The 22,814-nt window shown below is 70.3% G+C and carries 18 protein-coding genes and 1 tRNA gene; 12 read left to right on the top strand and 7 right to left on the bottom strand.

The features are described from left to right. The first annotated feature begins 40 nt into the window (after window positions 1-40). Together NFR93_RS05975 and recR are read left to right on the top strand one after the other, a co-directional pair. The gene (locus NFR93_RS05975) at window positions 41-2,281 is read left to right on the top strand and encodes a DNA polymerase III subunit gamma and tau (RefSeq protein WP_251450825.1); all 2,241 of its coding nucleotides are present in this window, start codon (window positions 41-43) and stop codon (window positions 2,279-2,281) included. A gap of 3 nt (window positions 2,282-2,284) precedes the next feature. Next, window positions 2,285-2,878 carry a recombination mediator RecR gene (gene recR, locus NFR93_RS05970; RefSeq protein ID WP_251450824.1) on the top strand — a complete coding sequence of 198 codons (594 nt, stop codon included), beginning with the start codon at window positions 2,285-2,287 and terminating at the stop codon, window positions 2,876-2,878. Between the two features lie 20 nt (window positions 2,879-2,898). Here recR and NFR93_RS05965 read toward each other — a convergent pair whose 3' ends face one another. After that, a complete protein-coding gene (locus NFR93_RS05965) occupies window positions 2,899-4,293 on the bottom strand; it encodes a threonine/serine exporter family protein (RefSeq protein WP_251450823.1) in 1,395 nt (464 codons plus the stop codon). Window positions 4,294-4,474: 181 nt separating this feature from the next. Between NFR93_RS05965 and NFR93_RS05960 the strand changes: the two genes are divergently transcribed. The 6 genes from NFR93_RS05960 to NFR93_RS05935 are packed head-to-tail and all read left to right on the top strand — an operon-like array spanning window position 4,475 to window position 11,157. Further along, complete coding sequence (locus NFR93_RS05960; protein WP_251450822.1) at window positions 4,475-5,758, top strand: aspartate kinase; 1,284 nt, start codon at window positions 4,475-4,477, stop codon at window positions 5,756-5,758. A gap of 57 nt (window positions 5,759-5,815) precedes the next feature. After that, window positions 5,816-6,892, top strand: coding sequence for an aspartate-semialdehyde dehydrogenase (locus NFR93_RS05955; RefSeq protein ID WP_251450821.1), 1,077 nt, complete (start codon window positions 5,816-5,818; stop codon window positions 6,890-6,892). A 51-nt stretch (window positions 6,893-6,943) separates the two neighbouring features. Continuing rightward, window positions 6,944-8,377 carry a malate dehydrogenase (quinone) gene (gene mqo / locus NFR93_RS05950; RefSeq protein ID WP_251451525.1) on the top strand — a complete coding sequence of 478 codons (1,434 nt, stop codon included), beginning with the start codon at window positions 6,944-6,946 and terminating at the stop codon, window positions 8,375-8,377. Window positions 8,378-8,412: 35 nt separating this feature from the next. Beyond that, the gene (locus NFR93_RS05945) at window positions 8,413-9,066 is read left to right on the top strand and encodes a thymidine kinase (protein ID WP_251450819.1); all 654 of its coding nucleotides are present in this window, start codon (window positions 8,413-8,415) and stop codon (window positions 9,064-9,066) included. A 59-nt stretch (window positions 9,067-9,125) separates the two neighbouring features. Continuing rightward, window positions 9,126-9,845, top strand: coding sequence for a FadR/GntR family transcriptional regulator (locus NFR93_RS05940; protein ID WP_251450817.1), 720 nt, complete (start codon window positions 9,126-9,128; stop codon window positions 9,843-9,845). A 13-nt stretch (window positions 9,846-9,858) separates the two neighbouring features. Continuing rightward, the gene (locus tag NFR93_RS05935; protein ID WP_251450815.1) at window positions 9,859-11,157 is read left to right on the top strand and encodes an alpha-hydroxy acid oxidase; all 1,299 of its coding nucleotides are present in this window, start codon (window positions 9,859-9,861) and stop codon (window positions 11,155-11,157) included. A gap of 28 nt (window positions 11,158-11,185) precedes the next feature. Here NFR93_RS05935 and NFR93_RS05930 read toward each other — a convergent pair whose 3' ends face one another. From NFR93_RS05930 to NFR93_RS05910, 5 genes are all read right to left on the bottom strand, one after another. Further along, window positions 11,186-11,959 (bottom strand): HAD-IIB family hydrolase, encoded by a 774-nt coding sequence (locus NFR93_RS05930; protein WP_251450812.1) that lies wholly within the window; start codon window positions 11,957-11,959, stop codon window positions 11,186-11,188. Between the two features lie 66 nt (window positions 11,960-12,025). Next, window positions 12,026-12,099 (bottom strand) — tRNA-Pro (locus NFR93_RS05925). A gap of 17 nt (window positions 12,100-12,116) precedes the next feature. After that, window positions 12,117-13,670: a hypothetical protein gene (locus NFR93_RS05920; protein WP_251450810.1), complete on the bottom strand. Its 1,554-nt coding sequence runs from the start codon at window positions 13,668-13,670 to the stop codon at window positions 12,117-12,119. Window positions 13,671-13,815: 145 nt separating this feature from the next. Further along, complete coding sequence (locus tag NFR93_RS05915; RefSeq protein WP_251450808.1) at window positions 13,816-14,751, bottom strand: metallophosphoesterase; 936 nt, start codon at window positions 14,749-14,751, stop codon at window positions 13,816-13,818. Further along, window positions 14,751-17,360 (bottom strand): transglycosylase domain-containing protein, encoded by a 2,610-nt coding sequence (locus NFR93_RS05910; protein ID WP_251450806.1) that lies wholly within the window; start codon window positions 17,358-17,360, stop codon window positions 14,751-14,753. The genes NFR93_RS05915 and NFR93_RS05910 overlap by 1 nt, the downstream gene beginning before the upstream one ends. A gap of 108 nt (window positions 17,361-17,468) precedes the next feature. Between NFR93_RS05910 and sp36 the strand changes: the two genes are divergently transcribed. Both sp36 and NFR93_RS05900 read left to right on the top strand, forming a co-directional pair. Next, on the top strand, window positions 17,469-17,684 hold the full coding sequence (sp36, locus tag NFR93_RS05905) for a Sp36 family protein (protein ID WP_251450804.1): 216 nt from the start codon (window positions 17,469-17,471) through the stop codon (window positions 17,682-17,684). 1 nt (window position 17,685) lies between these two features. Next, window positions 17,686-18,153: a RidA family protein gene (locus tag NFR93_RS05900; protein WP_251450802.1), complete on the top strand. Its 468-nt coding sequence runs from the start codon at window positions 17,686-17,688 to the stop codon at window positions 18,151-18,153. 28 nt (window positions 18,154-18,181) lie between these two features. On the opposite strand, the gene acs is transcribed toward NFR93_RS05900, so the two are convergent. Then, window positions 18,182-20,152, bottom strand: a complete 1,971-nt coding sequence (gene acs / locus NFR93_RS05895) for an acetate--CoA ligase (protein ID WP_251450800.1) — start codon at window positions 20,150-20,152, stop codon at window positions 18,182-18,184. Between the two features lie 442 nt (window positions 20,153-20,594). Here acs and NFR93_RS05890 point away from each other — a divergent pair, with 442 nt between their 5' ends. Further along, window positions 20,595-21,818: a TadA family conjugal transfer-associated ATPase gene (locus NFR93_RS05890; RefSeq protein WP_251450798.1), complete on the top strand. Its 1,224-nt coding sequence runs from the start codon at window positions 20,595-20,597 to the stop codon at window positions 21,816-21,818. Further along, on the top strand, window positions 21,815-22,777 hold the full coding sequence (locus tag NFR93_RS05885; protein WP_251450796.1) for a type II secretion system F family protein: 963 nt from the start codon (window positions 21,815-21,817) through the stop codon (window positions 22,775-22,777). The genes NFR93_RS05890 and NFR93_RS05885 overlap by 4 nt, the downstream gene beginning before the upstream one ends. Window positions 22,778-22,814: the final 37 nt, after the last annotated feature.

Below are 22,814 nucleotides of genomic sequence, written 5' to 3'. Positions count from 1 at the left end.
CTCTCGTCGCGATGTCGCAGGCACGTCGTAGGCTGGGGGAGTGACCACCGCTCTGTATCGCCGCTACCGTCCCGAGGCGTTCGGCGAGATGATCGGGCAGGCTCAGGTGACCGAGCCCCTCATGACCGCACTGCGCGGCGACCGCGTGGGTCACGCCTACCTGTTCTCGGGTCCGCGCGGATGCGGCAAGACGACGTCGGCGCGGATTCTCGCCCGCTGTCTCAACTGCGCCCAGGGTCCCACCGACACCCCGTGCGGCGAGTGCGACAGCTGCATCGAACTCGGTCGCGGCGGGGGAGGCTCCCTCGACGTGGTCGAGATCGACGCCGCCAGCCACAACGGCGTCGACGACGCCCGAGACCTTCGCGAGCGCGCGGTGTTCGCGCCCGCGCGCGACCGCTTCAAGATCTTCATCCTCGACGAGGCGCACATGGTGACCCCGCAGGGGTTCAACGCCCTGCTGAAGCTGGTGGAAGAGCCTCCCGACCATGTGAAGTTCATCTTCGCCACGACCGAACCCGAGAAGGTCATCGGCACCATCCGTTCGCGGACCCACCACTACCCGTTCCGTCTGGTTCCGCCCGCAGCGATGCTCGAGTACGTGCAGGAGCTGTGCGCGTCCGAGAAGGTCACGGTGGAGGCGGGCGTCCTGCCGCTCGTCGTGCGCGCGGGCGGCGGATCGCCGCGAGACACCCTGTCGCTGCTCGACCAGCTGATCGCGGGCTCCGAGATGACGGACGCCGGTGTGATCGTCGGCTACGAGCGAGCCGTCTCGCTGCTCGGCTACACCCACGCCGAACTCCTCGACGAGGTCGTCGACGCGTTCGCCTCGGCCGAGCCCGCCGCGGCCTTCAGCGCCGTCGACCGGGTCGTGCAGACCGGGCAGGACCCGCGCCGTTTCGTGGACGACCTGCTGGAGCGCCTGCGCGATCTGATCGTCGTCGCCGCCACAGGGCAGGGCGCGTCCGCCGTGCTCCGGGGTGTCTCGGCGGAAGACCTGGCGACCATGCAGCGCCAGGCCGACGCGTTCGGCGCCACCCGCCTGTCGCGCACCGCCGACATCGTCATCGCCGCACTCGACGAGATGAGCGGAGCGACGTCGCCCCGCCTGCAGCTCGAACTCATGATCGCTCGCGTGCTCGCGCACGCCCCGGCCGCCCAGGGTGCCACTGGTCCCTCGGCCGCGCCGGCTCCCTCGGCCGCGCCGGCGCCGTCCGTCTCCACCCCGCCGGCGCCCGCGTCGGCGCCCGTCTCCACACCGTCGGCGCCCGCATCGGGGGCGCCCGCTCCCCAGGTGAGTGCGGCGCCCGCGCCACCGGCACCTGCCTCACCGGCACCGGCACCTGCGTCCCCGGCACCTGCGTCCCCGGAACCGCCTGCTGCCGCGGTGCCGGATGCGCCCGCGCCGGCGCCGAGCGGCCCCGTCACCGTGCAGCGCATGCGCGACGCGTGGCCCGAAGTGCTGGCCCGGCTCGAAGACATCAGCCGCACCTCCTGGCTCATCGCGACCGGTGCGCGCGTCGCCGACTTCGACGCCGACGTCCTCACCCTCGCGTTCCAGAGCCAGAAGGACGTCGCCACCTTCAAGCAGCGTTCGGCCGGGTCGGGTCCGAGCGAGGATCTTCGCACCGCGATCCAGGCCGTGCTCGGCATCCGGGTCAAGTACCTCGCCAAGCACGAAGGCGAGGGCTCGCCCGACGGCGGCGGGGACCCGGGCGGCTCCGGCGGACCCGGCGGTCCTCCCGACAGCCCGCCGGCGCCGGTTCCCCCCGGCGACGGCCGCGGTGCGTCATCGCCTCCGGGAGAACCCGCGACGCCGGGGTCGTCGGCCCCATCTCGTTCGTCGGCCTCGACACGGTCCTCCACTCGTGCACCGCAGACGGCGCCGGCGTCGACCGAGCCGGTGACCGACTGGGCGGTCGCTCCCATCCCCGGCGGCAACGGAGTGGCGCAGTTCGCCGTCGACGACGAGCCCGAGGATGCCGCGCCGACCGCGCGCGTGCAAGTGGCCACCCTGGCCCCGGCACGCGACGGCGTCGTGCTCGCGCCGACCGACGTCGAGAACTCGCACGTCGCCGATCCGCAGGACGACGAGGACGAGCCCGAGCCCGACGTGCCCGCGGACGACGTCCCCGTGCCACCCGTGGTGGCGCCGCGCCTTCCGCAGACCACCACCCGCGATGACGGGGTCCAGCGCTACGGCGAAGCGGTGGTCCGGCAGGTGCTCGGTGCGCGCTTCGTACGCGAAGAGCCCTACGAGGCACCCACGAGGTTCAACTAGGCCATGTACGACGGCATCGTCCAAGACCTGATCGACGAGTTCGGACGCCTTCCCGGCATCGGACCCAAGTCGGCCCAGCGCATCACGTTCCACATCCTGCAGACCCCGAACTTCGACGTGTCGCACCTTGCGGAGCTGCTGCGCGACGTGCGCGACAAGGTGCGCTTCTGCGACATCTGCGGCAACGTCAGCGAGCAGGAGCGCTGCGGCATCTGCCGCGACCCGCGACGCAATCCCGCGCTGATCTGCGTCGTGGAGGATGCCAAGGACGTCGCGGCGATCGAGCGCACGCGCGAGTTCCGCGGCCTGTACCACGTGCTCGGCGGAGCGATCAGCCCGATCGCGGGCGTCGGCCCCGACGACCTGCGCATCACCCAGCTGATGCAGCGACTGGCCGACGGCACCGTGCAGGAGGTCATCATCGCCACCAACCCCAACCTCGAAGGCGAGGCCACGGCGACATATCTCAGCCGACTGCTGCACACTCTGGAGATCGCCGTCACGCGCCTCGCCTCCGGACTGCCGGTGGGCGGCGACCTGGAATACGCCGACGAGGTCACCCTCGGCCGCGCCTTCGAGGGCCGCCGGTCGGTCTGAGCTGCGGAGATCGCGTCTCGTCAGCGGCGGACGCGCGCTCGCGTGCGCACCACCGAGCCGAGAGTGGAGCGCACCGGCTGCCCGAGGTAGATGCCCAGTGACGCCCCCACGGCGAGACTGATGCCGATGATGGCGGCGCTGACGAGCGTGCCGAATCCGTCCAGCAGCACCGCGGGGGACCCGTCGGCGGCCACGACGCTCAGCAGCCCGCGGAAGACGGCGGCACCGGGCACCATGGGCAGGATGGCGGCGATGGTGATCGCCACCGATGGCACGTGCAGGCGGTGGGCGAGGACGATGCCCACGAAGCTGCCGAGCAGCGCGCCGGCGCCGCTGGCCGCGGCCACATCGAAGCCGACAGCCGTGGTCGCCAGGTAACCGACCCAGGCGACGAGGCTGAGCGTCGCGCTCACCGCGACGATGCGACCGCCGGCGCCGTTGAACACGGCCACCGAGATCGCGATCAGCACGGCGCCGAGCAGTTGCAGCGGTATCGGGCCGAACGGGAGCGCGTCGTCGGGCGGATCCATCCCCACCCCCAGCACCCGGGCCGTCTCGAGGCCCGCGAGGATGCCGAGGACGACACCCAGCGTGTGCGTCATCAGCTCGAGGATCCGACCCGTCGCCGTCAGGGCGAACCCGTCGATCGCGTCCTGTGCGGCCCCGACGACAGTCAGCCCGGCGAGCATGAGCACGATGCCCGAGGCGACGATGAGCGACGGCCGCAGCCCCTGCGCCGGCTCCCACCCTGTGGCGGCCAGCAGCGGTGACGCCGCGGCCACCATGGTGAGCACGAACGCGCCGGCGATCTGGCTGAAGAAGTACGGCACCCGCGCACGGCCCAGTCCGAACTGCGTGAGTGCGGCGCCACCCGCCCCGAGGAAGGCGAGCAGGATGACCAGCCACGTGCCGCCGTACATGACCGCGACTCCGACCGCCAGCAGCGCCTGGGCAGAGATGACCACGAGGGGCCGGTACCGGAACGGTCGGCGGCGGATCTCACGGTAGCGCTCGACCGCCTCGCCGAGCTCCATCCCGGCACCCACCTCGGCGACCAGCGCCTGGATCCGCTGCAGCTTGTCGTGATCGGGGACCGAGCCGCGCACGACCCGCATGAGGGTGATCGGACGTGCCGCACCGCTGTGGTGATGCGCCGCCGTGATGGAGTTGTAGGTGACGTCCACGTGCACCGGGTCCAGGCCGTACGACCCGGCGACCCGCACGATCGTGAGGGTCACCTCGCTCGCCGAGGCGCCGGTGACCAGCATCGTCTCGCCGATGCGCACCGCGAGATCCAGGATGCGGGTGGCCAGAGCGTCGTCGACGACGAGCAGCGCTCGTGTCTCGTCGCCGGGCGAGCCCACCTGCACGAGACTCCCGAGCGAACCGAGGAGTCTTCGTCGACGGGGTCCCATCATCCGATCGTAGCCACGGCCGGTCGCGGGGCGGGATCGACGCGGGCTCGGCCCGCCGTCCCGGGGCGTCACATGGCCGGCCCCGCATGACCGCATCCGTAAGATGTACCGATGGGTGCGGCATCCGGTCGCCCGCCCGTCACCACACGCGTGCCCGCCCGGGCACTTCGGGAGTCTCATCGTGGCGCTGATCGTCCAGAAATACGGCGGGTCGTCCGTCGCCGACGCAGAGAGCATCAAGCGCGTCGCCAAGCGGATCGTCGACACCCGCCGCGCCGGCCATGACGTCGTCGTGGCCGTCAGCGCGATGGGTGACACCACGGACGAGCTGCTCGACCTCGCCGGTCAGGTCGCGCCGATCCCCGCACCGCGCGAACTCGACATGCTCCTCTCCAGCGGAGAGCGCATCTCGATGGCGCTGCTCGCGATGGCCATCCACTCCATGGGCTTCGAGGCCCGGTCCTTCACCGGCAGCCAGGCGGGCATGATCACCACCGCCGACCACGGCTCCGCCCGTATCGTCGATGTGACCCCCATCCGTCTGCGCGAGGCGCTCGACGAAGGCGCGATCGTGATCGTCGCCGGTTTCCAGGGCTTCAACCGCGACACCCGCGACATCACGACGCTCGGGCGCGGCGGTTCCGACACCACCGCGGTCGCGCTGGCGGCAGCGCTCCAGGCCGACGTGTGCGAGATCTACAGCGACGTCGACGGCATCTTCACCGCCGACCCGCGCGTCGTCCCCAAGGCGCGCAAGCTCTCCGTCGTCGGCTCGGAAGAGATGCTCGAACTCGCCGCGAACGGCGCGAAGGTTCTCTACATCCGTGCGGTGGAGTACGCCCGGCGTCATGGCGTGCTGATCCATGCACGCTCCACGTTCAGCTCGGGCGAGGGCACCTGGGTGCTCGGCCCCGGACAGACCCGTCCCAACGGTGAGGAAGAAGAGATGGAAGAGCCGATCGTCGCGGGCGTCGCGACCGACCTTGGCCAGGCCAAGATCACCATCATCGGGGTGCCCGATGTACCCGGCAAGGCCGCCGAGATCTTCAAGATCGTCGCGAAGTCCGGCGCGAACGTCGACATGATCGTGCAGAACGTCTCGGCGGCGGCCACCGGCCGCACCGACATCTCGTTCACCCTCCCCAAGGGCGACGCGGCGATCGCGCTGAAGGCGCTCAGCGCCGACCAGTCCGAGATCGGCTTCGACAACCTGGTCCACGACGACCAGGTCGGCAAGCTCTCGGTCGTGGGTGCCGGCATGCGCACCCACTCGGGTGTCTCGGCGACGCTCTTCGAGGCGCTCAGCATCGCCGGCATCAACATCGAGATGATCTCGACGTCGGAGATCCGCATCTCGGTCGTCGTCCGCGGTGACGACCTTGCCGAGGCCGCACGCGTCGTGCACACCGCCTACGGGCTCGACGGCGACATCGATGCCACCGTGTACGCCGGCACCGGCCGCTGAGCCGCCACCACCCCAGCCTCACACCGCTTCCCCACCCCCGAACCGAGGAAAAGCATCATGACCCGCATCTCCGACTCAGGACTCTCCGTCGCCGTCGTCGGCGCCACCGGCCAGGTGGGGACCGTCATGCGCGAGATCCTCGCGGAGCGCGGGTTCCCGATCCGCGAGCTGCGGCTGTTCGCGACCGCGCGCTCGGCCGGCACCTCCGTCGAGTTCGCCGGGCAGTCGGTCCTCGTCGAGGACATCGCCACCGCCGACCCGACCGGGATCGACATCGCGCTCTTCTCGGCGGGCGCGACCGGCTCTCGGGCGCACGCCCCCCGATTCGCCGAGGCCGGCGCCGTGGTCATCGACAACTCCAGCGCGTGGCGCATGGACCCCGAGGTTCCGCTGGTCGTGGCCGAGGTCAACCCCCACGCGACCGAGAATCCGCCCAAGGGCATCATCGCCAACCCCAACTGCACCACCATGGCCGCCATGCCGGTGCTGAAGGTCCTCGACGCCGAGGCCGGCCTCGAGCGGCTGATCGTCTCGACCTATCAGGCGGTGTCGGGTTCCGGCCTCGCCGGCGCTCAGGAGCTGCTCGGCCAGGTCGAGCAGGTTCTCGCCGAAGGCGACACGCTCCGGCTCGTGCACGACGGATCGGCCGTCCCCTTCCCGGCGCCCGAGAAGTACGTGGCGCCCATCGCGTTCGACGTCATCCCGCTCGCCGGTTCGATCGTCGAGGACGGCCTCAACGAGACGGACGAGGAGAAGAAGCTGCGCAACGAGTCGCGGAAGATCCTCGAACTCCCGGATCTCCGCGTCGCAGGCACCTGTGTTCGCGTGCCGGTCTTCACCGGCCACTCGCTCTCGATCAACGCCGAGTTCGCCCGCGACATCACGCCCGACCGCGCGCGTGAGATCCTCGCCGAGGCACCCGGGGTGAGCCTGGCCGAGGTCCCGACCCCGCTGCACGCGGCAGGCAAGGACCCGAGCTTCGTCGGCCGCATCCGCGCCGACCAGTCCGCGCCCGAGGGCAAGGGGCTCGTGCTGTTCATCAGCAACGACAATCTGCGCAAGGGCGCCGCGCTCAACGCCGTGCAGATCGCCGAGATCGTGGCCGCGCGAAAGGGCGCCGTCGCCGCCATCTAGGATGGGTGGGTGACAGAACCCGTCGACGTCGTACTCATCGGTGGCGGCATCATGAGCGCCACCCTGGGTACCCTCATCAGTGAACTTCAGCCCGACTGGAAGATCGTCGTCTACGAACGACTGAGCGACGTCGCACTCGAGAGCTCCAACGCGTGGAACAACGCCGGCACCGGTCACGCCGCCCTGTGCGAGCTGAACTACATGCCCGAGGGCAAGGACGGATCGGTCGATCCCGCGAAGGCGATCTCGATCAACGAGCAGTTCCAGCAGAGCCGCCAGCTCTGGTCGTCGCTGGTCGCCGAAGGCGTCCTCGACGCCCCCTCGACCTTCATCAACTCCACGCCGCACATGACGTTCGTGCGTGGCGAGAAGGACGTCGCCTACCTCAAGAAGCGCTACGAGGCGCTCAAGAAAGAGCCGCTGTTCGCGGGGATCGAGTACAGCGAGGACTCGCGGGTCATCCACCAGTGGGCGCCGCTGCTCATGAAGAAGCGCCGGAAGGCGGATGAGCCGTTCGCGGCCACGCGCGTGCCCGCCGGCACTGACGTCGACTTCGGGGCTCTCACGCGGCAGCTGTTCGCGCACCTCGAGGCCACGGGCGCCGAGGTCATCACCAACCGCGAGGTGAAGCGCCTCAAGAAGCGCTCCGACGGCACGTGGGAGGTGCGCTGGCGCGACTCGATCGGCCGCACCCCCGGCAGCATCCGCGCGCGCTTCGTGTTCGTGGGTGCCGGCGGGTGGGCCATCAAGCTGCTGCAGCGCTCCGGCATCCCCGAGATCGACGGTTACGGGGTGTTCCCGATCGGCGGGCAGTGGCTGAAGACCTCCAACCCGGCCATCGTCGCGCAGCACAAGGCGAAGGTCTACTCGCAGGCGTCGGTGGGTGCGCCGCCGATGTCGGTGCCCCACCTGGACACCCGGGTGGTCGATGGCGAAGCGTCGCTGCTGTTCGGACCGTTCGCGACGTTCAGTCCGAAGTTCCTCAAGAACGGCTCGATGCTCGACATCGTCGCCCAGGTTCGCCCGGGCAACCTGTGGCCCATGATCAAGGTCGCCATCGACAACCCGGGTCTCATCAAGTACCTCGTGGGCGAACTGCTCAAGGGGCACAAGCAGAAGGTCGACAGCCTCCGCACCTTCATGCCGACGGCCAAGGACGAGGACTGGGAGCTCCTCAACGCCGGCCAGCGCGCGCAGGTGATGAAGAAGGACCCCGACAAGGGCGGCGTGCTGCAGTTCGGCACCGAGGTCGTCACGAGCGCCGACGGGACGATCGCCGGCCTGTTGGGCGCATCGCCCGGCGCGTCGACGGCGGTGTCGATCATGCTCGGTCTGCTGAAGACGTGCTTCCCCGACCGCGTCCAGGAGTGGGAGCCGCGCCTGCGCGAGCTGATCCCCAGCTACGGCGACACGCTCAACCCGCGACCGGATGCCGCGCAGCAGGCCCTCGTCGAAACGGCCGAGAGGCTCGAACTCACCGCGTGAATCGGGCGGGTGCGCGGCTTCCGTAGACTCCTCGGGTGGCCAAACTGTACTTCCGCTACGGCGCGATGAACTCCGGCAAGTCGACCTCCCTGCTGCAGGCTGCGTACAACTACGAGGAGCGCGGGCAGCACGTCCTGCTTGCCAAGCCCGAGATCGACACCAAGGGCGCGGATCAGATCGACAGCCGCCTCGGCGTCAAGCGCAAGGTGGACTTCCTGATCGGTCCGCACGACGACCTGCGCGCCCTCTTCGCCGAGCATCGCGCCCGCGTGCGAGAGCACGCCGAGGAGGCGCTCATCCCCGAGTCGTCGGCGACCGGCGCCGCTCCCGACGTCGCGTGCTTCCTCCTCGACGAGGCGCAGTTCCTCACACCGGCGCAGGTCGACGATCTGCTGCGCATCGTCGTGCTCGACGGCATTCCGGTTCTGGCATACGGCATCCGCACCGACTTCCAGACGCAGGCGTTCCCCGGCTCGCGCCGCCTGCTCGAGCTCGCGCACAGCCTCGAGGAACTGAAGACGATCTGCCGCTGCGGCGCCAAGGCGCTCTTCAACGCCCGGCTGGTGGGAGGGCGGTTCGTCTTCGACGGCGATCAGGTGGCGATCGACGAGCTCTCCAGCGACCGGGTCACATACGAGTCGATGTGCGCCGACTGCTATCTGAGGGAGTCGCGCGGCGCCTTGGGCTGACTCATCCTTGCATGGTCAGACCACATCTGGTAAATGTGGTCTGACCATCAGGGAGAGCAATGACCGCATCCACTCCGACGCCACGTGCGTGGCGCACGGTGCTCGAGAAGATCGAAGGTGACCTTCTCGAGGGCCGACTCGCGCCCGGCGACCGCCTGCCTGGCGAGCGTGACCTGTCGAGCGCGCTCGGCGTCGGGCGCTCGAGCGTCCGCGAGGCGCTGCGCGTGCTCGAGGTCATGGGTCTCATCCGCACGTCCACCGGTTCGGGCCCCAACGCCGGGGCGATCATCATCGCCACGCCTCGTGGCGGGATGTCCGCGCTCCTGAGGCTCCAGGTCGCCGCGCAGGGCTTTCCCATCGACGATGTGGTCGCGACCCGCCTGGTCCTCGAAGCCGCCGTCGTCGAGGCGCTCGCCGCAGATCCGGACCGCGATGTGCAGCAGACCCGCGCGATCATCACGGCGATGGAGGCGGACGACCTCACCGCCGACGAATTTCTCGCCCTCGACGCGCAGCTCCATCTCTCGCTCGCGGACGCGTCGGGCAACGTCGTCATCGCCGCGATGATGGCCGGCCTGCGCAGCGCGATCGAGTCCTACGTCCTCACCGGCGCGGAGCGCATCCCCGACTGGGACGCCACGGTCTCGCGGCTGCGCGACGAGCATCGCGCGATCCTCGCGGCGGTCGATGCGGGGGATGCCGCCCGCGCGGCGTCCCTGGTCTCCGCCCACATCACCGGCTACTACGCACACGCGGGTCTGTCCCGTGCGCACTCCTGACGAAAGGCATCCGATGGTCACCCGCCAGCTTCCCAATCCCTCCGAGCTTCTCGAGCTCATGCAGTTCAAGAAGCCCGAGCTCAACGGCAGGAAGCGTCGCCTGGACGCCGCCCTGACGGTCTCGGACCTGCGCGCGATCGCGAAGCGCCGCACCCCCAAGGCCGCCTTCGACTACACCGACGGCGCCGCCGAGGCGGAACTGTCGCTGGCGCGCGCGCGACAGGCCTTCGAAGACATCGAGTTCCACCCCGGCATCCTCAAGCCGGCGCCGTCGGTGGACACGTCGATCGAGATCCTCGGGGGTCCGTCCGCGCTGCCGTTCGGCATCGCGCCGACCGGATTCACGCGTCTCATGCAGACCGAGGGCGAGAGCGCGGGGGCCTCGGCCGCCGGCGCCGCCGGCATCCCGTTCACGCTGTCGACCCTCGGCACCACGTCGATCGAGGACGTCAAGGCCGCGAACCCGAACGGCCGCAACTGGTTCCAGCTGTACGTCATGCGCGACCGTGACATCTCGTACGGCCTGGCCACGCGTGCGGCAGAGGCGGGATTCGACACCCTCATGTTCACCGTCGACACGCCGGTCGCCGGTGCGAGACTGCGTGACAAGCGCAACGGGTTCGCCATCCCTCCCCAGCTGACGATCGGCACCATCATCAACGCGATCCCGCGCCCCTGGTGGTGGATCGACTTCCTGACGACCCCGAAGCTCGAGTTCGCGTCGCTGTCGACCACCGGCGGCACGGTGGGGGAGCTCCTCAACTCGGCGATGGACCCGACGATCAGCTACGAGGACCTCGAGATCATCCGCGGCATCTGGCCCGGCAAGATCGTCGTCAAGGGCGTGCAGAACGTCGAGGACTCCGTCAAGCTCGTCGACCTGGGCGTGGACGGCATCGTGCTGTCCAACCACGGCGGCCGTCAGCTCGACCGCGCTCCGATCCCGTTCCACCTGCTGCCGCAGGTCGTCCGCGAGGTCGGCAAGGACGCCACGGTCATGATCGACACCGGCATCATGAACGGCGCGGACATCGTCGCCTCGGTCGCCCTCGGTGCGAAGTTCACGCTCGTCGGTCGCGCCTACCTGTACGGACTCATGGCCGGCGGCCGCGAGGGCGTGGACCGCATGATCGAGATCCTCCGCACCGAGATCGAGCGCACGATGAAGCTGCTCGGCGTGTCGACGCTGGCAGAGCTCGAGCCCAAGCACGTCACGCAGCTGCAGCGTCTCGTGCCGGTCGCCCAGCCGTCCGCCCGTCGCGCTCCGGCTCGCAGCAAGACGGCGCCCGCCGCGGCATCCGTCAAACGATGAGCGTCACCCCGCTGCCCGTCCGCGAGGATCAGCGGGCGGGCAGCGAGGGGATGAGGGCCTCGAGGAAGACGGCGGTGTCTTCCCAGCCGTCCACCGCCTGACACGCCACGCCCATCGCGAGAACGGGATAGTCGTTGCCGTCCGGGTCGAGGCGGTCTCCGACGAAAAGCATGTCATCGAGAGGGATGCCGGTCTGCTCTGACAGCCGACCCATGCCGTAGGCCTTGTCGATGCCCCTGTGGGTGATGTCCACGGACGTCGAGCCGCCGGAGCGGACCTCGAGATCGGGAAGACGTGCGGCCACCGCGGCACGCAGCTCGTTCTTCTTCGAGCCCGAGGGATCCCACGCGGTCTTCGCCTGCAGCGGGGCCCGCTGGCCGAGGGCGGAGAAGGTGATCTGCGACCCGCGGTCCTCGAGGATGTCGCCCCACGTCTCGGACTCCCAGTAGCCGAGGCGCCGCGCCTCTTCCTCGACGGCGGCGAGAGCGCGGGACTTCTGGTCGTCGGTGAGGGAGTGGGCGTACACGGTGCGGATGCCGTGGGCGGAGATCCGGTAGTACTGGGTGCCGCAGGTGGGCAGGAGGTGCACCCGCTCGAGGACTGCCGGATCGGTCTCGGGCAGACGGTCCACGACCTGCGCGGTGAACTGCGCGAGCTGGCCACCGGAGATGATCGCCACTTCGACCCGCTGCGCCAGACCGATCAGCAGATCCCCGATGCGCGGGTCGATCGCGCTCTTGGAAGGCGCGAGCGTGTCATCCAGGTCGAAGGCGACGAGACGGGGCGGGGTGGTGGCGTTCACGGTCTCCCTCACGCGTGCGGTCCGGATGCGCGAGAGGCTCCGCCTTGCGGCGGAGCCTCTCTGCTGTCGGGGTGACAGGATTTGAACCTGCGGCCTCTTCGTCCCGAACGAAGCGCGCTACCAAGCTGCGCCACACCCCGCGGGCAACTCGACGAGTCTACCCGATGGGAGTGGATGCTCCGAACCGACCGCGGCGCAGGGCGAGGAGCGCGCCCCCTGTCGTCATGAGGCCGATGGCCCATCCGGCGGCCGGTCGCACCGACTCCGTGTCGACGCCGGTGGCGGCGAGTTCGGGCTCACGAGGGGGCGCGGCGGACGGTGCGTCGACGTCCTCCTGAGGCGTCGGCGGCGCCTCGGGCGAGGGCTGCGGCGTCGGCTCCGGTTCGGCGGGCGGCGGTGCGGCCACGTGGACGATCTGCGAGGGTGTGCCGAAGGCCTCCACCCATGCGTAGTCCGCAGGAAGGTGCGCGGCGACCTCGGCGAGCTGATCTTCGCGGCGGATCGTCCAGACCGCCGTGTAGAAGCCGGGCTCCTCGAGTGCCCAGGCCGAGGTGACCCGCACGGTGTCGGCGTTCTCGATGGTGGCACCCAGCGAGCCGACGGCGCGGGCGCCGTCCGGGATCCCCTCCTCGACCAGCGTCGGCTCGGCGTCGGTGCGGTAGACCACCGCCGTGGCCGTCACCGGTATCGGGGCGCCGTCGTCGTCCCGCGGCCAGTGGGCGAGGTCGCCGCCGACCACGACGTCGTCGACGAACGCGTCTCCGGGCTCGACCGATGCGAGCGCCTGGGTGGTGATGGTCGGTGCGAACAGCGGATGGCGGGGCACTTCGTCGCGTCCTTCGACGCGGAACCGCCCGGGCCCCGCAGGCCCTGCGGTGTCCTGCCCGCCTCGCGTCGTGTAATGGCGGACGGCGGCGGCGATGCCGGTCTGGAACGAACCGGCCGCCGAGACGTGGAAAGCCCGCCCGGGTGCGGGAGGCACCGCGTCTATCGGATAGGAGACGCCGGTGGCGGCATCCTTCCGCTCGCTCGTGCCGGTGTCGGAGAAGACCGCGTTCTCGAGTGCGAGGGTGCCGGTCGCGGCGGTCGCGGAGTCCACCTGGACCGACCCCCGTGCGGGGTCGTCTGGGTCGACGGCGATCGTGAGGCTGCCGGTCGGTGTCGTGGGTCCGGGCCCGATGGCCATCGCTTCCTTGTAGTACGCGACGGCCCGCTTCTGAACCGCGGCGTTGTGGTCGGGTGCGAGGGCCGAGAACGTCCAGTTGATCGCCCCGGCCAGCGAGTCGCCGCGGTAGCCGAAGTGGTGGAGGGTCTCGTCCCAGTCGGCGATGGCCTTGACCGCCCAGCCCACGGCGGCCGCCTGAACGGGGTCGGATGTCTGGCCGTAGCGCGTCACCAGCAGGTTGATGCCGGTCAGCTGCGCCGGGGTGAGCCCGCGCGCGTCCGCGCTGATGCCGTGGTCCACGCTCGGACCGGTGGGGAGGGGCTTGCCCGGAAGGATGCAGTACGTGTGGACGCCGTCGATCAGCATCGAGCCGTGCCAGCCGTGGGCGGATGTGGGTGCCCACGTCCCGAACCCGACGCCGCGCGATGCGGCCTGGGCGGGGGCGGCGGTGAGCAGGACGCCCAGCGTCGCGAGGACGGCGACGATCGTCGCGGCGATCCAGCGGCTGAGCCGGGTTGTCAGCGGGGTGCGAGCAGGGGTGGCCATCGAGTCCTCCGGGTCTGTGGAGTCTCGATCGTCGCGCGGGGAGGCGCCGTGGAAAGCCGTCCCCGTCCGAGTGGGGATGGCGGTCGGTGCGAAGCGGCTTGGGGAGGAGAGGGTGGGCGACTGCTCACCGGCGCCTCGGCGGCTGTCAGGCGCGGGGGAGGAGGTCGAGGACGGAGGCCTCGGGGCGGCAGGCGAAGCGCACCGGCGCATAGATGGAGTGACCGAGTCCTGCGCTGACGTTAAGCGGCACCGATGTGCCCCCATGCTTCCACGCGCTCAGACCCCGGGCCTGATCCAGGGGGATGTCGCAGTTGGCGACGAGGGCGCGTGCGGCGCCCGGGATCCGCACCTGACCGCCGTGGGTGTGGCCGGCGAGGATCAGGTCCGCGCCGAGGTCGACGAATTCGTCCAGCACCAGCCGGTAGGGGGCGTGGGTGACCCCGAGGCTGAGCGCGGCCGTGTGCTTCGCCCGCTGCGCCTCGAGCGGAGCGGGCAGCCGATCGAGACGGTCCCATTTGCGGTGGGCATCGCTCACTCCGAAGACGTCGATGTCCACCCCGCCGACGTCCAGGTGCCCCACCTTGTTATTGAGGTCGATCCAGCCCAGCTCCTCGCCGAGGTACGCGTCGAGGGCGTCGGTGTCGAGGGGCTCCGGCTCGTTGACCTGGCCGGAGGGACCGGTGAAGTAGCGGAGCGGATTGCGAGGGGTGGGCGCGGTGTGATCGTTGGAGCCGTGGACGAAGACCCCGGGCACGCCGCGCAGCGGATCGAAGGCCGTGCGCAGGCCGCGGAGTCCGTCGCGGTGGCCGAGGTTGTCGCCGGTGTTCACGACGACGTCGGGCGCGAGCTCGGCGAGCTGCGCGATCCACTGCTGCTTGCGGTGCTGCCACGGCGCCATATGGGCGTCGGACACGTGGAGGATGCGCAGGGGCCGCGAGCCGGCGGGGAGGACCTCGAGCTCGTGGCGCCGCACCGTGAACAGGAAGCGCTCGATGCCGACGCCCCAGACTGCCGTGCCGACGCCGACCGCCCCCACCGCGGTGATCGCGGTGAGGGCGGTGCGGGTGAGGCCTGGCGCCATCAGTCGTCGTCGCTGTTGCCGCGACCGCCGCTGTCGCCGCCACCGCAGTCGCGCTGCTGGTAGTTGACGGTGATCGCGGAGTTGCGGTTCACGACGCTTCCGGCGCTCGGGTTGGAGTTGGTCGCCTCGGGCTGGTTGCCGGCATCCTCGCTGGACTCGCACGAGCCTTCGCGGACGTTTCCGAATCCGGCGCTGCGCAGAGCGCTGACCGCGTCATCCAGACGCTGACCGGCGACATCCGGCACCTCGATGCCCTGACCGTTGGACGGACGGATGGTCACCGTCGTCCCGCCGGCCACCTGGCCGGCGCCCGGGTCCTGCGAAGCGACGATGCCTTCGGCCGCCGGCGAGTCGACGGCGTCGCCGACGACGACCGTGAATCCCGCCTGCTGCAGGGTGGCGCGAGCATCGTCGACGGACTGGCCGACCACGTTCGGCAGGTCGGTCAGCACCTGGCGCGTGAGCTGCGAGTCCGGCGTCGGGAAGGGGGCGCCGGGGTACAGCTGGTTGGCCTTGCCCTGGATGGTCCGGGCAAGCAGGTATCGCAGCTGCGACAGCTGCTGCCCGTTGTGCCAGTTGGTGAACATGTCGGCCTTGCCCTCGGCGTTGCCGACCCAGACGGCTGTGGCGACCTTGGTGCTCGACTCGATGAGCCACGTCTGGTACTGCTCGTGGGTTCCGGTCTTGCCCAGCAGCGGCGTGCCGTCTCCGGGGTTGCCGAACGCGCCCGTTCCGCCCGGGTTCATGACGCTCGACAGGGCGAAGGCTGCGGTCGCCGCGACCTTCGGGTCGAGCGCCTGCGTGCACTCGCGCTCGGGCAGGGTCCACTCGTTGCCGTCGGAGTCGGTCACCTTGTCGATCGCCTTCGGCTGGCAGTAGATGCCGTTGTTCGCGACCGTCGCATAGGCGCCGGCGAGCGCCATCGGCGAAACCTCGTTCGAGCCGATGACCGAGAACTGCGTTCTCATGTCCACCTCTTCGCCGTTTCCGCGCGTCACGCCCATCTTGGTCGCCGCCTTCTGGATGTCGCACAGGTCCAGCTGCTCGGCCATCGCGAAGTAGCCGGAGTTCAGCGAGTCCCTGGTGAACTGCACCGGAGTGCCGGTGTAGCCCCCCACCTTGTTGAAGTTGCCGACGATCGTGCTGTCCCGGTTCACCCAGTCGCCGTTGCACGAGTTCGTCATCCGCGGGATCTCGCGCAGCCGGCCGTCGAGCACCTCGTTGACGGAGTGGCCCTTCTCGAGCCAATCGATGAGGGTGAACAGCTTGAAGGTCGACCCCGCTTCGAAGCCCGTCGACTGCCCGAACCGGCTGTCGCCGGCGTAGACGATCGACGAGTAGTTGTTGTCGTCGGTGATGCTCTCGCTGAACCTCGTGTTCTGCGCGATCGCGAGGATGCGGCCCGTCTCGGCCTCGATGCTCACCGAGGACGTCCCGAACTTCGTGCCGGGGACCGAGGTGGGTGCCGTGTCGCGGACGGCCTGCTGCGCAGTCTGCTGCAGGTCCCAGTTCAGCGTGGTGTAGACGTTCAGGCCGCCCCGCCGGAGGGCCTCGATGCGGTCCTCGGGCTCGGCGCCGAATGCGGGGTCGCGCTCGATCACGTACCGCACGTACTGGCAGAAGTACTCCGCCCCGGTCGCCGCCGCACAGCCGACTTTGGGCTGGGTGATCTTCGGCTCCAGGGGAGCGTCGTAGACCGTGTCGTACTGCTCCTGCGTGATCTTGCCGTCGTCGAGCAGGCGGTCCAGCACGTACTGCTGGCGCTGCTTGGTCTGCGCGTATCCGTCCGCCTTGCCGTTGACCTCGTTGCCCGGCTGGTCGATGCGGTAGGTGTTCGGGTTCTGCACGATGCCGGCGAGGGTGGCTGCCTGAGCCAGGTTGAGATTGGCGGCCGAGACACCGTAGTAGTAGCGGGCGGCGGCATCGATGCCGTAGGTGGTACCACCGAAGTTGGCGATGTTGAGGTACCCGAGGAGGATCTCGTTCTTGGAGTACTTCTGCTCCAGGGCGATGGCATAGCGCATCTCCTGAAGCTTGCGCTGGATGCCGTCGGTGCCGTCGGAACGCGTGGCCTCGAACCAGCAGTTATATCGCTCCTCTTCGAGCGTGGTGGTCTCGGTGGCCTTGGCCTCGGCCTCGCAGCGCTGGACGAGGATGTTCTTCACGTACTGCTGGCTGATCGAGGACCCGCCCTGGGTCTCGCCGCCGCCGCGGACGTTGCTCATCACCGCGCGTGTGGTGCCGATGAGGTCGACGCCGCCGTGCTGGAAGTAGCGAGGGTCTTCGCTGGAGAGGATCGAGTCGTACATCACCGGCGCGATCTCGTCGAACTCCACCGGCGACCGGTTCTGGTCGTAGAACTGCGTCAGCTCGCGCCACTCGCCCTCGCCGTCCTTGGCGTAGATGGTGGTCGGGAGCATCAGCTTGTCGATGTCGAGCACGCTCGGCAGATTGTCGAACATCGTGATCGCGCTCGACGCGGCCGCCCCCGACACGGCGATGGCGGGGGTGACGGTGGCGCTGATCAGCACGCCCGCGACGGCGCTGAGGCCCACGAGGCCGGCGAGACCGCCGAGCACACCGCTGGCCGTTCGTTTCGTTCCAGGCATAGGCTTGATCGTAAGGGAGATACCTGGGCGATCCCTTGACAGCCGCGCGTCGACGCGGTGCATTCCCAGCCACGCAACGCCCGCGATCCGCCAATCCGAGGAGCCTCGATGACGACGTGGGAGTACCTCACCACGCCCCTGCTGATCCACAACACCGCTGCGATCCTCAACAACTGGGGCAAGCAGGGGTGGGAGCTCGTGCAGGTGGTGCCCGGGCCCGAGGGCGGCCTGGTGGCCTACTTCAAGCGCCCCACCGGCGGTGGCGCGGCGAACGCCGGACTCAGTGCCGCAGCCGAGGCCTCCCGCCAGTTCGAGGGGAGCTGACGTGACGATCTCGCAGCGTCTGGCCGAGCTCGGCATCGCTCTCCCCGAGGTCGTCCCGCCGGTGGCGGCGTACATCCCCGCGAAGGCCCACGGCGACCTCGTCCACACCTCCGGACAGCTGCCGATGGTCCAGGGTGCCCTCCCGGCCACGGGAAAGGTCGGCGACGGCGACGGTCTCGTCCCGGCATCCGATGCGAAGGACTACGCGCGGCAGTGCGCCCTCAACGCCGTCGCCGCGGCGGCCGCGGCGGTGGGCGGCGTCGACCGGCTCACCGGTGTGCTGAAGGTCGTCGGCTTCGTCTCATCCGTACCGGACTTCACCGGTCAGCCGGGCGTCATCAACGGCGCGAGCGATGTGCTCGGCGAGATCTTCGGGGATGCCGGACGTCACGCCCGCTCGGCGGTCGGTGTGCCCGTGCTTCCCCTCGACAGTCCTGTCGAGGTCGAGGTCGTGTTCACCGTCGCCTGAGTCGCGGCATCCGCTCTTTTCTCGGTCGTCACCTGACCTGCGCGGAGATCACGCTCATGACCGCCGTGTCGGCGAGCGTCGTCGTGTCGCCGACCTCGCGGCCCTCGGCCACGTCCCGCAGCAGGCGCCGCATGATCTTCCCGGAACGGGTCTTCGGCAGCTCGCCCACGATGTAGATGTCCCGCGGCCGCGCGATCGGGCCGATTTGCTCTGCCACCCACGACCGCAGCGACTGCGCCAGTCCCTCGGCCGAGTGCGCCTGCAGATAGCTCTGCTTGACGATGACGAAGGCGACGACCGCCTGACCGGTGGTCTCATCGGATGCGCCGACGACGGCCGCCTCGGCGACGGCCTCGTTGCCGACCAGAGCCGACTCGATCTCGGTGGTCGAGAGGCGGTGCCCCGACACGTTCATGACGTCGTCGACGCGACCCATGAGCCACACGTCGCCGTCGTCGTCGAGCCGCGCGCCGTCCCCGGCGAAGTAGAAGCCCTGCCTGCGGAACTTGTCCCAGTACGTCTCGACGAAGCGCTCGGGGTCGCCCCAGATCCCGCGCAGCATGCTCGGCCAGGGATCGGTCACCACGAGCAGACCGCCGTTGCCGTTGCCGACGTGCGCACCGTCCTCGTCGACGACGTCGACGCTGATGCCGGGAAGGGCGACCTGTGCCGATCCCGGCTTGGTCTCGGTGACTCCCGGTAGTGCCGAGATCATGATGGCCCCGGTCTCGGTCTGCCACCAGGTGTCCACGATCGGGGCCTTCTTCGCGCCGATGACCTTGCGGTACCACATCCACGCCTCGGGGTTGATGGGCTCGCCCACCGATCCGAGCAGGCGGATGCTGGACAGGTCGAACTGCGCCGGAACCTGCCGGCCGATCTTCATGAAGGAGCGGATCGCGGTGGGCGCGGTGTAGAAGATGCTCACGCCGTACTTCTGGATGATCTCCCACCAGCGCCCCGGGTGCGGGGTGTCGGGTGTGCCTTCGTAGAGGACCTGGGTCGCGCCGTTGGCCAGCGGGCCGTACGTGACGTACGAGTGTCCGGTGATCCAGCCGATGTCGGCCGTGCACCAGAACACGTCCGTCTCGGGGTGGAGGTCGTGGACGACCTTGTTGGTGAAGGTCGCCTGGGTGAGGTAGCCGCCGGAGGTGTGGAGGATGCCCTTGGGCTTTCCGGTCGTCCCCGAGGTGTAGAGGATGAAGAGGGGGTTCTCGGCGGGGAAGGCGCGCGCGACGTGATCGGCGGGCGCCGCGGGCACGACGTCGTGCCACCACAGGTCGCGACCCTCGGTCCATTGGACGTCGTTGCCGCCGCGCTTGACCACGATCACGTGCTCGACGCTCTCCTGCGGGCCGGATCCGTTGCGGTCGGCCAGAGCGAGGTCGACGGCGGGCTTGAGCGGTGACACCTTCCCTTTGCGGTAGCCGCCGTCGGCGGTGATCACCAGCCGCGCGCCGGCGTCGTCGATCCGGGCGCGAAGCGAGTCCGCCGAGAACCCGCCGAAGACGACGGAGTGGATCGCGCCGACCCTGGCGACGGCCAGCATCGCCGCCACGGCCTCGGGGATCATCGGCATGTAGATCGCGACGCGGTCGCCCTGTCCGATGCCCAGGTCGCCCAGCACGTTCGCCAGTCGCTTGACCTCATCGGTGAGCTCGGCGTAGGTCACCCGCCGGTCATCGCCCGGCTCGCCCTCCCACAGCAGGGCCACGCGATCCCCGTTGCCCGCCTCGACGTGACGGTCGAGGCAGTTGTAGGCCACGTTGAGCTCGCCGTCCGCGAACCATTCGGCGAACGGCGGGTTCGACCAGTCCAGCACCTTCGTGAACGGCGTCTCCCAGTGCAGCAGTTCACGGGCCTGCTCGGCCCAGAACCCCTCGCGGTCCGTCTTGGCGCGGTCGTACAGATCGGCGTCGGCGACAGCGGCCGTGGCGAACTGCTCGTCGGGCGCGAAGCGCCGCGTCTCGTTCAGAAGGTGGTCGATCTGGCTGCTCATGCGGCGCGCTCCTTTGCGGGCAGACGGTGGATGCCGATCGTCGGCGAGTCTGACATGGACGTTACCCACGCCCGAGCAGGCGCACTACCTCCGATAGTGGGGAGCGGTCGCAGCGTCGCCAGAGGCATCGGACGGACGGATCCGAGCGGGACACGAGCGATATATCGCGGGGAACGCGGTCTCCCGTTTGTCGGGCAGGGACTTGTCGAATATGCTCTGCTCGGCCGAACATTCGATTCTGGCATTGCGGCACCCGAGTCACCCCCCGAAGTGCGGTGCCGCTTGTGGCGGCATCCCATTCCCCCCATGGGATGCCGCCATTCTCTTGGGCGGGCTCGACTCGCCGGGCATCCGCTCCTCCCCAGGCCGCTTCGGCGAGGACCTCTCCACCGGCACCGTCCGCCCGCGCCGGGGCGCGGGACCGCGCTCGTACCGTCGTGACATGCCGTCGCCGTTCGTCGTCCAACCGCGCACTCCTGTGGTCGTCAAGCCCCGCACGCCGACCACGGAGGAGGAGCGTTCGTTCGCGCCGTCGCCGATCCGGCGCGAGGGCGAGGGATCGGCTGGGCGCGGGCGACCGGGGGCGCCGCAGCGGTGGGTCCCCGCGCCCGCAGTGCGGGCAACGCGGGAGGACCCGTCGGCGACCCTGCCGGCCCGGGCGCCGTCGACTGCGACGCCGTCGCACCGGGCGCCGGTACGCGAGGCGCCGGCGGGAGAGGTGCCTGCGCCCCGGCATCCCGTCCTCGCGCCCTTCGCCGCGCTGCTGGATGATCCCGAGGTGTCGGACCTGTTCGTCAACGGATCGGCGGGATTGTTCGCGGATCGCGGCGCGGGCCCGGAGCCCGTGGCGACCTGGCGGGCCGCCGAGGAGGAGGTGCGCGATCTCGCCGTCGCCCTCATCGGCCTCGGCGGACGCCACATCGACGATTCGACACCGTGCGTCGACGTGCGCCTGGACGGGGGCCTGCGGGTTCACGCGGTGCTCCCGCCCGTCTCGACGGAGGGCACCGTGATCTCGATCCGTGTGCCGCGGGTCGCCCGGCCCATCCTCGGTGATCTGGAGGCGCGGGGCATGTTCGGGCCGCGCACGCGGGAACTCCTCGAGGAACTGGTGGCGCGTCGCGAGAACATCCTCGTGACGGGTGCCGCCGGTGCGGGCAAGACCACGCTGCTGTCCGCGCTGCTGTCGGCGGCGCCGGGGCATGAGCGGATCGTCACGATCGAAGACGTCGCCGAGCTGCGTCTCGACCACCCCCACCATGTGCGGCTGGAGGCGCGACAGCCCAACCTCGAGGGCGCGGGGGCGATCGGTCTGGCCCGGCTGGTCCGCGAAGCGCTGCGGATGCGGCCGGATCGGCTCGTGGTGGGCGAGTGCCGAGGCGAGGAGGTGCGAGAGCTGCTCTCGGCGCTGAACACCGGGCACGACGGAGGTGCCGGCACCCTGCACGCCAACGGGCTCGCCGATGTGCCCGCCCGCCTGGAGGCGCTCGGTGCCCTGGCGGGCCTGGACGACCTCGCCCTCGCCCGTCAGGCGGTCAGCGCGATTGGTCGCGTGCTCCATGTCAGCAGGGGACCGGGTGGTCGACGCCGGCTGTCGGAGATCGGGCGGCCCGTCCTCGGGGATGACGGGCGCCTGCACGTCGAGGAGCTCGAGTGCCCGGGGTGAGCGGCGTCCTGTCCATGCTCGGCCGGGCGCGTCTGCGTCACGGACGGGCGGGTGACGATCCCGCCGCGGTCGGCGAGACGGTGCTGCGACTGGCCGTGCTGCTCCAAGCGGGCATCGCCCCGGCGCGGGCGTGGCAGCACCTCGGCGAGTCCGGAGATGCGGCGGCGCAGCGCGTGTCCGCCGCCTGCCGCAGGGGAGAGGCGCTCGTCGACGCGATCGGTCGCGCCGGCGAGGCGGCGGACCCCGCTGCGGACCCCGCTGCCGAGGAGCGGACCGGCGCATGGCGGGACGTCGGCGCGGCGTGGCGCGTCGCCACGATCGTCGGAGCCCCCTTGGCCGACAGTCTGCGCGGCATCGCCGCGGCGCTCCGGGACGCGCAGGAGGCGAAGGACGAGGTCGCGGTCGCGCTGGCGGAACCGGCCGGTACGGCCCGTCTGATGTCGTGGCTTCCCCTCGTCGCCGTGGGACTGGGGCTTGCGCTGGGCTTCGACACGCTCGGCGTCCTCGTCGGCAGTCCGCTCGGCTGGGCGTGTCTCGCCGCCGGCATCGCACTGGTGATCGCCGCGAGCCGGTGGAGCGCCCGGCTGGTGCGGCGGGCGCGTGACGGAAGCGGGATCCCCGGTCTCGGCACCGACGTCCTCGCGATAGCCCTGAGCTCAGGTGCCTCCATCGATCGGGCTCGCGCGCTGGTCGCCGACGCGCTGGGTCATCCTCTCGACGACGCCGCCGAGAGCATCCTCTCGCTGTCGCGGCGCGCCGGAGTACCCGCGGTGGAGCTGCTGCGTGCGTCGGCGTCTCTCGAACGACACCGTGCCCGCACGGCCGCGCGGCTCCGCGCGGCGCACCTCTCCTCGCGCCTGCTGCTCCCGCTCGGCGTGTGCACGCTGCCCGCATTCCTGCTCCTGGGCGTCGCGCCCATGATGCTCAGCGTCATGAGCGCCGTCCCCCTGACCCTGTGACCCGCCCACACTGTGCCCTCCCACACCATGCCCTTCC

Source organism: Microbacterium sp. Marseille-Q6648, assembly GCF_943181415.1.
Lineage (GTDB): Bacteria > Actinomycetota > Actinomycetes > Actinomycetales > Microbacteriaceae > Microbacterium.
This window is presented reverse-complemented; position numbering and strand designations above follow the sequence as displayed.